General features: G+C 67.8%; 8 protein-coding genes and 1 pseudogene. 6 read left to right on the plus strand and 3 right to left on the minus strand.

The features are described 5' to 3' along the window. A partial coding sequence (locus tag G3N61_RS36020; protein WP_205824757.1) for a heavy metal translocating P-type ATPase occupies nucleotides 1-1578 on the plus strand: 1578 nt, incomplete at its 5' end. A 10-nt stretch (nucleotides 1579-1588) separates the two neighbouring features. Further along, nucleotides 1589-1954 (plus strand): zinc ribbon domain-containing protein, encoded by a 366-nt coding sequence (locus G3N61_RS36025; RefSeq protein WP_205824758.1) that lies wholly within the window; start codon nucleotides 1589-1591, stop codon nucleotides 1952-1954. A gap of 84 nt (nucleotides 1955-2038) precedes the next feature. On the opposite strand, the gene G3N61_RS36030 is transcribed toward G3N61_RS36025, so the two are convergent. After that, nucleotides 2039-2917, minus strand: coding sequence for an AraC family transcriptional regulator (locus G3N61_RS36030; protein ID WP_205824759.1), 879 nt, complete (start codon nucleotides 2915-2917; stop codon nucleotides 2039-2041). 275 nt (nucleotides 2918-3192) lie between these two features. On the opposite strand from G3N61_RS36030, the gene G3N61_RS36035 reads away from it, so the two are divergent. The 4 genes from G3N61_RS36035 to eutC all read left to right on the plus strand — a co-directional run bounded on the left by G3N61_RS36035 (nucleotide 3193) and on the right by eutC (nucleotide 8698). Next, nucleotides 3193-4656 carry a mechanosensitive ion channel gene (locus tag G3N61_RS36035; protein ID WP_089449663.1) on the plus strand — a complete coding sequence of 488 codons (1464 nt, stop codon included), beginning with the start codon at nucleotides 3193-3195 and terminating at the stop codon, nucleotides 4654-4656. A gap of 347 nt (nucleotides 4657-5003) precedes the next feature. Next, complete coding sequence (eat, locus tag G3N61_RS36040) at nucleotides 5004-6416, plus strand: ethanolamine permease (RefSeq protein ID WP_089449664.1); 1413 nt, start codon at nucleotides 5004-5006, stop codon at nucleotides 6414-6416. Between the two features lie 93 nt (nucleotides 6417-6509). Further along, a complete protein-coding gene (locus G3N61_RS36045; RefSeq protein ID WP_205824760.1) occupies nucleotides 6510-7907 on the plus strand; it encodes an ethanolamine ammonia-lyase subunit EutB in 1398 nt (465 codons plus the stop codon). Then, a complete protein-coding gene (eutC, locus tag G3N61_RS36050; RefSeq protein WP_205824762.1) occupies nucleotides 7904-8698 on the plus strand; it encodes an ethanolamine ammonia-lyase subunit EutC in 795 nt (264 codons plus the stop codon). The genes G3N61_RS36045 and eutC overlap by 4 nt, the downstream gene beginning before the upstream one ends. Nucleotides 8699-8807: 109 nt before the next feature. On the opposite strand, the gene G3N61_RS36055 is transcribed toward eutC, so the two are convergent. Beyond that, nucleotides 8808-9692: a LysR family transcriptional regulator gene (locus G3N61_RS36055; RefSeq protein WP_205824764.1), complete on the minus strand. Its 885-nt coding sequence runs from the start codon at nucleotides 9690-9692 to the stop codon at nucleotides 8808-8810. A 213-nt stretch (nucleotides 9693-9905) separates the two neighbouring features. Next, nucleotides 9906-10030: pseudogene (locus G3N61_RS39875) on the minus strand (LysR family transcriptional regulator); the annotation flags it as partial.

Consider the following 10030-nt stretch of genomic DNA (forward strand, 5'->3'; position numbering starts at 1 on the left):
GGCCTGATGCAGCTCGCGCCGGACACCGCGACCGTGCAGGACGCCGACGGGTCGTGGCGCACGATCGAGGCCGCGCAGGTGGCGCTCGGCGCAGTCGTACGCGTGAAGCCGGGCGAGCGAATCGGGCTGGACGGTGAAGTCGTCGCGGGCCGCTCGACGGTGAACCAGGCGCCGATCACCGGCGAGAGCCTGCCCGTCGAAAAGACGACCGGCGACGCCGTGTACGCGGGCACGATCAACGAATCGGGTTCGTTCGAATATCGCGTGACGGCCGTCGCGGCCAACTCGACGCTGGCGCGGATCATCCACGCAGTTGAAGAAGCGCAAGGTGCGAAGGCGCCGACGCAACGCTTCGTCGACCAGTTCGCACGCGTCTACACGCCGATCGTGTTCGCGGTCGCGCTGCTGGTCGCGGTCGTGCCGCCGCTCGTGATGGGCGGTGCGTGGCACGACTGGATCTACCGCGCGCTGGTGCTGCTCGTGATCGCATGCCCGTGCGCACTGGTGATCTCGACGCCGGTGACGATCGTGTCGGGGCTCGCGGCCGCGGCGCGGCGCGGGATTCTCGTGAAGGGCGGCGTGTACCTGGAAGAAGGGCGCAAGCTCGCGTGGCTCGCGCTCGACAAGACCGGCACGATCACGCATGGCAAGCCGGTGCAGACCGACTTCGACCTGCATGCGACCGACGCGGATGCGGCACGTGTACGGCACCTCGGTGCGAGCCTTGCGGCGCGTTCCGATCACCCGGTGTCGCAGGCGATCGCAACTGCCGCGCGCGACGCCGGCACGACGGCCTTCGCCGATGTACAGGACTTCGAAGCGATCGTCGGGCGCGGCGTGCGCGGCACGATCGACGGCACGCGCTACTGGCTCGGCAACCATCGCCTCGTCGAGGAACTCGAGCGCTGCTCGAAGGCCCTCGAAGCGACGCTCGATGCGCTCGAGCGGCAGGGCAAGAGCGTCGTCGTGCTGGTCGACGAAGCGCGCGTGCTTGGCATCTTCGCGGTGGCCGACACGATCAAGGACACGAGCCGTGAAGCGATCGCCGATCTGCACGCGCTCGGCATTCGCACCGCGATGCTGACGGGCGACAACCCGCATACCGCGCAGGCGATCGCGCAGCAGGCCGGCATCGACGACGCGCGCGGCAACCAGTTGCCGGAAGACAAGCTCGCGGCGGTCGAGGAACTGGCGGCCGGCGGCGCGGGCGCGGTCGGGATGGTCGGCGACGGCATCAACGATGCGCCGGCGCTCGCGCGCGCCGACATCGGCTTCGCGATGGGCGCGATGGGCACCGACACGGCGATCGAGACGGCCGACGTCGCGTTGATGGACGACGACCTGCGCAAGATTCCCGCGTTCGTGCGGCTGTCGCGCGCGACGCATCGCGTACTGGTGCAGAACATCGGCTTCGCGCTCGGCGTGAAGATCGTGTTCCTCGGCCTCACGGTCGCGGGGCTCGGCACGATGTGGATGGCGGTCTTCGCGGACGCGGGCGCAAGCCTGATCGTCGTGGCCAACGGTTTGCGGCTGCTGTCGTCCTCGGGGGCGTTCGGCGGCGCGCAGGCCAAGCGTTGAGGAGCAGGCGATGAGCTTTCTGAAACGAATCCTGGGCGGCCACGGCGGTGGTCATGGCGGCGGGCACGGCAACAGCGGCCACGGTGGCGGGCATCACGGCGCGCAGCGTCAGGACGGGCATGGCAGCCACGATGCGCGCGGCCGCGATCGCCACGGCTGGGGCTGGCAGGCGCCGGCCGACAGTCGAAGCGGGCAGGGCGGCAACGTGCCGCTGAGCCAGCTCGCCTGTGCGGGTTGCGGCGCGCTCAATGCGACCGATGCGCGCTTCTGCGCGCAGTGCGGTGCCGCGCAACGCGGCAAGTCCTGCAGCCGCTGCCACTCGGCGCTGGCGGACGATGCGCGGTTTTGCCCCGGGTGCGGGACGCAGGCTGCGTAAGTCAGTTTGTCCGCGCATTCGCGCCGGCGGCGTGGGAACGCCGGCCGGCGCGCTTCGTTTCAGGGCCGGCATACGGCCCGTCGATCAGCGCAGCGGCAGGTAGAGCTCGGTGCGCAGATCGGCTGGCGCGGTATCCATCGGCGAATTGAGATACAGCTCGAACGGCGGCGCGTTGGCGGCTTCGCGGCCCGAGTGACGCAGCCAGTCGCCGTAGAGCCACTGGTAGGCCGCCTTCAGGTCCGCATACGGCCCCGTATGCAGCAGCACCGCGTATTCGCCGCCCGCCACCGTCGCGCGCTCCACCGGCGGCGCGGGCTCGACGTCCGGCGCGCCGTCGGCCGGCATGAAGCAGGCTTTCGCGCGCAACTGCGCTTCGGGCGTCGTGTCCGGATCGTCGTAGTAGATGCCGATCATCTTCGCGCCCGGGCCGATCAGCCCTTGTTGCATGACCCACGCGCCGATTCGCATGAATGCGTCGCTGACCTTCAGGTACGGCCCGGTGTGCGCCACGGCATAGCCATGCAACTCCGGCAATCGCCGGATCTCGACTTCATGCTTGAACATGTCTTCTTCTCCTCGTTGTAGCGGATAGATGGGCCGGTGGCTGCCCGTGCGCCGGTGCTGCACGGGCGGCACGCCGTATGCGTCGCGAAATGCCCGCGCGAACGCGTGCGTCGAACCGTAGCCCGCGCGCCGTGCGATCTCGTCGATCGGCCGCGCCGTGCACACGAGATCCTCGGACGCGCGCACGATCCGCATCCGCCGTACCGTCAGCACGATCGATTTGCCGTACAGCGCGCGATAGACGCGCTGCCAGTGATACGGCGACAGGCATGCGACTTCGGCGAGCCGGTTCAGGTCGAGCGGGCCGTCGAGGTGCGCGCGGATGTACTCGTGGACGCGCGCCACGCTGGCCGCGTAGCGGATCCAGGCGGGCGGATCGGGTTGCGTTTCGACGGTCATCGGCGTGTCCGGGCAGGAACCGACGTCACGGTAGCACGGCCCGAATTGATAAATCTTGCGGAAATGCGTAGGCGGCGACAAGTCAGGCCCTTTTTATTTTGACGAAATAGGGTCTTGTCCCTCTGCGATCAATGACTAAAGTTAAAGACGGTGAAATCGGGTGATCGCGTCATTTTTCTCGGGTAAGTTGCTCCGTCGGGGCAGCACGCTTTTCGAAGTACGCAGGTAGTTCGTCGATGTTCAATCGCAACACCACGTTTTCGGGAGAAGAAGAAATGGATGCTTCCAGCTTCATCACGTCGCTGCAGACCACGCTAGGGGGGTATCTGCCAAAGATCGCCGGCGCGATCGGCATCCTGGTGATCGGCTGGCTGATCGCCGTCGTGGTGCGGGCCGGCGCGATGCGCCTGCTCGGCGCGCTGAAGGTCGATCAGCGGATCAACGAAAGCACCGGCCAGGGCGCCTATGTCGAGCGCATCATCGCGGGCGGCCTGTTCTGGCTCGTGCTGCTCGTCACCGCGGTGGGCATCTTCAACGTGCTCAACCTGTACGCGGTCTCCAATCCGTTCTCGCTGCTCGTCACGCACATCGTCAACTACCTGCCGAACCTGATCGGCGGCGCGGCGCTGACGCTGATCGCGTGGCTCATCGCATCGCTGCTGCGCAGCCTCGCGAACCGCGCGCTGAAGGCGAGCAAGATCGACGACAAGCTGTCCGAAGGCGCCGGCATGCAGCCGATGAGCGGCTATCTCGGCGACGTGCTGTTCTGGCTCGTGATCCTGATGTTCCTGCCGGCGATCCTCGCGTCGTTCGCGCTGTCGGGGCTGCTGTCGCCCGTGCAGGGGATGGTCGACAAGCTGCTCGCAATCGTGCCGAACCTGTTCGCGGCCGCGGTGATCGGCATCGTCGGCTGGATCGTCGCGCGCGTGCTGCGCGGCCTCGTGACGAACCTGCTGGTCGCCGCCGGCGCCGACCGCCTCACGCAGCGCCTCGACAGCCCGACGCCCGTGCGCGTGTCGAGCCTGATCGGCACGATCGTCTACGTGTTCGTGTTCGTGCCGACGCTGATCTCCGCGCTCGACGCGCTGAAGATCGACGCGATCTCGGTGCCGGCCACCAACATGCTGAACCAGTTCCTCGGCGCGGTGCCGGACATCGTCGCGGCGATCGTGATCGTGCTGGTGACGTTCTACTTCGCGCGCTTCGTCGCGTCGCTCGCGCAGAAGCTGCTGGAAGCCGCGGGCGCCGACGGGCTGCCGGCCGTGCTCGGCGTCGAGCGCGTGTTCTCGGGAATCCTGCAGCCGTCGGTGCTGGTGGCGCGGCTGATCGTGTTCTTCGCGATGCTGTTCGCGTCGGTCGAAGCCGCGAACCGGCTCGGCTTCTCGCAGGTGCGCGACGTCGTCACGCTGTTCATCGAATTCGGCGGCCACGTGCTGATGGGCGGCGTGATCCTCGTGATCGGCGTGTGGCTCGCGGGCCTCGCACGCCGCGTGATCGAGCAGGCCGACCGTGAGCACAGCGTACTGTTCGCGCGCATCGCGCAATTTGCGATCCTGGGCCTCGTGTTCGCAATGGGGCTGCGCGCGATGGGCATCGCGAACGAGATCGTCCAGCTCGCGTTCGGCCTCGTGCTCGGCGCGATCGCGGTGGCCGTGGCGCTGTCGTTCGGCCTCGGCGGCCGCGAAGCGGCCGGCAAGCTGCTCGACCGCTGGTTCAACCAGCGCAGCGGCGGGCAGTAACGCCACGCTCGCGCAGCCGTCCGGTCGCGTCGTGCGGCCGGATCGTGCTGCACGCGTCAGCGCTTGCATCCCATGACGCGCGAACGGCACGCGACAGCGTCCGCTCGCGCGTCGTCTCGCGCGTATGACCCGTACGCCGGAACCGGTAAAGGCCACAACGGCGTATTCCGCTGCGCGCGGGCGCCTTGCCGATCGGCTTCGTCCGTCGCGCCGCGTCCGCGTTTCCGTCAGCGAAATGTCAGCCGCGATCTTTGCCGAATTTCGATAACACGTCGTTTAATGACTCTCTAGCATCGATTCTCAGTCGCGCAGGCCGGCAGGCCCGGCGCCTTTGAGGAGAGAGTCCGATGAAAGCAGAGTCGAATGGCCGGCCCGCCGCCGGCGCCAAGTCGTCCAGCCAGCCCGCGCTGCAGCAGACGCTCGGGACCTGGCAACTGTGGGGCATCGCGGTCGGCCTCGTGATTTCCGGCGAATACTTCGGCTGGAGCTACGGCTGGGCGAGCGCCGGCACGCTGGGCTTCGTCGTCACCGCGCTGTTCGTCGCGGCGATGTACACGACCTTCATCTTCAGTTTCACCGAGCTGACGACGTCGATTCCGCACGCGGGCGGCCCGTTCGCGTATGCGCGCCGGGCGTTCGGCCCGACCGGCGGCTATCTCGCCGGCGCGGCGACGCTCGTCGAGTTCGTGTTCGCGCCGCCCGCGATCGCGCTCGCGATCGGCGCGTACCTGCACGTGCAGTTTCCGGGGCTGGAGCCCAAGCATGCGGCGATGGGCGCGTATCTCGTGTTCATGGCGCTGAACATCGTCGGCGTGCAGATCGCGGCGACCTTCGAGCTCGTCGTCACGCTGCTCGCGATCTTCGAGCTGCTGGTGTTCATGGGCGTCGTGTCGCCGGGCTTTGCGTGGAGCAACTTCATGAAGGGCGGCTGGTCGGGCGCCGATCACTTCAGCCTCGGCGCGTTCCACGGGATGTTCGCGGCGATCCCGTTCGCGATCTGGTTCTTCCTCGCGATCGAAGGCGTCGCGATGGCCGCCGAGGAAGCGAAGAACCCGAAGCGCTCGATTCCGATCGCGTACGTGGCCGGGATCCTGACCCTCGTTGCACTCGCGGTCGGCGTGATGGTGTTCGCCGGCGGCGCGGGCGACTGGACCAAGCTCGCGAACATCAACGACCCGCTGCCGCAGGCGATGAAGTACATCGTCGGCGCGAACAGCGGCTGGATGCACATGCTCGTGTGGCTCGGGCTGTTCGGGCTGGTCGCGTCGTTCCACGGGATCATCCTCGGTTATTCGCGCCAGATCTTCGCGCTGGCCCGCGAAGGCTACCTGCCCGAATGGCTCGCGAAGGTGCATCCGCGCTTCAAGACGCCTTACCGCGCGATCCTCGCGGGCGGCGTGGTCGGCATCGCGGCGATCTACAGCGACGAGCTGATCCAGTTCGGCGGGCAGACGCTGACCGCGAATATCGTGACGATGTCGGTGTTCGGTGCGATCGTGATGTATATCGTGAGCATGGCGTCGCTGTTCAAGCTGCGCCGCTCGCAACCGAATCTCGAACGGCCGTTCCGCGCACCGCTGTACCCGATCTTCCCGGCGTTCGCGATCCTGGCTGCGCTCGTCTGTCTCGGGACCATGATTTACTTCAACGGGCTGGTCGCGCTGGTGTTCGTCGGCTTCCTCGCGTTCGGCTACGCGTATTTCCTCGCGACACGTTCGCAGCGTGCGAGTGCGCCGGGCGACGTGCTGCTGGAGGAGTGAGCGGGATGAAAGTGAAGGGCCGTTTCTGACGGCATCCGGCGCGCCCCGTCGAACGGGCGCGCCGTCGGCTTTTGGCAAGGAGGAGACTCGCAGATGTCCTATACGGAGACGATCGGTCCGCGTACGTACCGCTTCGCGGATCTGAAGACGCTGCTCGCGAAGGCGAGCCCGCTGCGTTCCGGCGACCAGCTCGCCGGTGTCGCGGCGGCGAGCGAGGAGGAGCGTGTCGCCGCGAAGATCGCGCTCGCGGGCGTGCCGCTGAAGGCATTCCTGAGCGAAGCGGTGATCCCGTATGAAGACGACGAGGTCACGCGCCTCATCGTCGACGATCACGACGCGCAGGCATTCGCGGAAATCTCGCATCTCACCGTCGGCGATTTCCGCAACTGGCTGCTGTCGCCCGCGGCTGACGGCGCGGCGCTCGAACGGATCGCACCGGGCCTCACGCCCGAGATGGTCGCGGCCGTGTCGAAGCTGATGCGCAACCAGGACCTGATCGCGGCGGCGCGGAAGCGCCGCGTCGTCACGCGCTTTCGCAACACGGTCGGGCTACCGGGCCGGATGTCGGTGCGACTGCAGCCGAACCATCCGACCGACGACGTGAAGGGGATCGCCGCATCGATGCTCGACGGGCTGATGTACGGCTGCGGCGACGCGATGATCGGCATCAACCCGGCCACCGACAGCCTCGCGGCGATCGTGAAGCTGCTCGCGATGATCGACGGCTTCCGCGAACGCTACGGCGTGCCGACGCAATCGTGCGTGCTCACGCACGTAACCAACACGATCGCGGCGATCGAGAAGGGCGCGCCGGTCGATCTCGTGTTCCAGTCGATCGCGGGCACCGAGAAGGCGAACGCGAGCTTCGGGATCTCGCTCGCGCTGCTCGGCGAGGCCCGCGAGGCCGCGTTGTCGCTCAAGCGCGGCACCGTCGGCAACAATCTCATGTACTTCGAGACGGGCCAGGGCAGCGCGCTGTCGGCGAATGCGCACTTCGGCGTCGACCAGCAGACCTGCGAAGTGCGCGCGTATGCGGTCGCGCGCAAGTTCGAGCCATTCCTCGTGAACACGGTGGTCGGCTTCATCGGGCCCGAATACCTGTACGACGGCAAGCAGATCATCCGAGCGGGGCTCGAGGATCACTTCTGCGGGAAGCTGCTCGGCGTGCCGATGGGCTGCGACATCTGCTACACGAACCACGCGGAAGCCGACTCGGACGACATGGATACGCTGCTGACGCTGCTGGGTGTGGCCGGCATCAACTTCATCATGGGGATTCCGGGCGCGGACGACGTGATGCTGAACTACCAGAGCACGTCGTTCCACGATCAGCTGTACGTGCGTGAAGTGCTCGGGTTGCGCCGCGCGCCCGAATTCGAGGAGTGGCTGGAGACGATGGAGATCGCCGACGCGCACGGCGCATTGCGCGCCGCGACGTCGCGCGTGCCGCTGCTCGCGGGCGCGAACGACTGGATGGGGATTTCGGCATGAGCGACGCCGTCGAGAAGAACCCGTGGGCGCAGCTGAAGTCGTTCACGAATGCACGGATCGCGCTCGGCCGCGCGGGCAACAGCCTGCCGACCGCGCCGCTGCTCGCGTTCAACCTGTCGCATGCGCAGGCGCGCGATGCGGTGCACCAGCCGCTCGATGCGGACGCGCTGCGGCGTGACCTCGATGCTGCCGGCTTTGCGACGCTCGGCGTGCAGAGTGCCGCGCCCGATCGTCAGCATTACCTGCGCCGGCCGGATCTCGGCCGCAAGCTGTCGGATGAAGGGCGCGCGCTGCTGGCTGCGCACGGCGACGCGGCGCTCGACGATGCGCCCGACGTCGTGTTCGTGGTCGGCGACGGGCTGTCGGCGTTCGCGGCCGCGAAACAGGCGCTGCCGTTGCTGCAGGCCATAAGGCCGCGGCTCGACGCGGACGGCTGGCGGATCGGCCCGGTGGTGGTCGCGACGCAGGCGCGCGTCGCGCTCGGCGACGAGATCGGCGAATTGCTGCGCGCGAAGGTCGTCGCGATGCTGATCGGCGAACGGCCGGGGCTCAGCTCGCCGGACAGCCTCGGCGTGTACCTGACCTGGGCGCCGAAAGTCGGGTGCCACGACGCATTGCGCAACTGCATCTCGAACGTGCGGCCCGAAGGGCTGCCGTACGCGGGGGCCGCGCACAAGCTGCATTACCTGATGACGCACGCGCGCCGGCTCGGGCTGACGGGCGTCGGGTTGAAGGACGACAGCGACGCGTTGTTGCCGCAGGCGGAAGCGGAGCGGATCGGGGCGGACTGAACGGAGTGGAATGGCTCGGAACGGTGCGCGCGGGTTGCTGCCGCACGGCGGCGTTCCATCGAGCCGTGCGGGCGGCGTGTTGGACGCCGGTCGACGCGTCCGTCCGCAGCTACTTGAACAGCCGCTCGCACAGAAAATCGACGAGCACGCGCAGTTTTGGCGACAGCTGCCGGCTCGACGGCCACACGATCGAGAATTGCCCGGGCGCGATCCGGTAGTCGTCGAGCACGGTGACGAGCAGGCCTGTTTCGAGCGCGTCGCGCGCGAGGAAGTCGGGCATGTAGCCGATGCCGAGCCCTGCGAGCACGGTGCCGCGCAGGGCCTCCATGTTGTTGCAGGTCATCGCGGTGCGCAGCTTCAGCGGCGTGCCGTCGTCGGCCGCGAGTGCCCAGTCCTGCAGCTTGCCGGTGGTCGGGAAGCAGTAGCGCACGCACTCGTGCGCTTCGAGATCGCGCGGCGCGCGCGGCGTGCCGGCCTGCGCGAGATAGGCGGGGGTTGCGCACAGCACGAACGCGAACGGGCCGAGCCGCCGCGACATCAGGCTCGAATCGGATAGCGGGCCGCTGCGGATCACTGCGTCGAAGCCACCTTCGACGACATCCACCATCCGGTCGTTGAAGTCGAGATCGAGCTCGACGTCCGGGTAGCGCTGCCGGAATTCGGGCAGCACCGGCAGCAGGAACCGGTAGCCGATCACCGGCAGGCTCACGCGCAGCTTGCCGCGCGGGCGCTGCGCCGATGCCGTCACGGTCGCTTCCGCATCGCGGAAATCCTCGAGGATCCGCTGGCAGCGGTCGTAGAAGTGCCGCCCCTCGTCGGTGAGCGTGACGCGCCGCGTCGTGCGGTTGAACAGGCGCACGCCGAGCGACTGCTCGAGTTTCGCGATCGTCTTGCCGACCGCCGACGCCGAGATGCCGAGCGCGCGGCCAGCCGCGACGAAGCTCAAAGCCTCGGCGGTGCGGACGAAGGCGACGATGCCGGTGAGGTTTTCCATCGATTCGAAGCGCGTGCGCCCACGGCGCGTAGCTGAGTAGATTGCGGAATTCTAGTCCGTTATATCCGGAGCTTTGCGTGGTTTTTCGCCGATTGAATCGGATTTATCGTCTGTCGCTCTGACGGCGCATCCGCGCCGGCTTTTCGAGGAGCGATGATGGATCAGCCTTTTTCAGCCGCTTCGGCTCAGTCGGCACGCCGGCGCGCGTGGGTGCTGGCCGGTCGCCTCGCGTTCCGCGTCGACGAGTTGCGACAGCGCGTCCCGGCATTGCTCGAAATAGCGGCGGCCGGAATCGGTCAGGCGGATCTGGCGTGTCGTGCGCACGAACAGCCGCACGC

Source organism: Burkholderia sp. Ac-20349, assembly GCF_017104865.1.
GTDB classification, from domain to species: domain Bacteria; phylum Pseudomonadota; class Gammaproteobacteria; order Burkholderiales; family Burkholderiaceae; genus Burkholderia; species Burkholderia aenigmatica.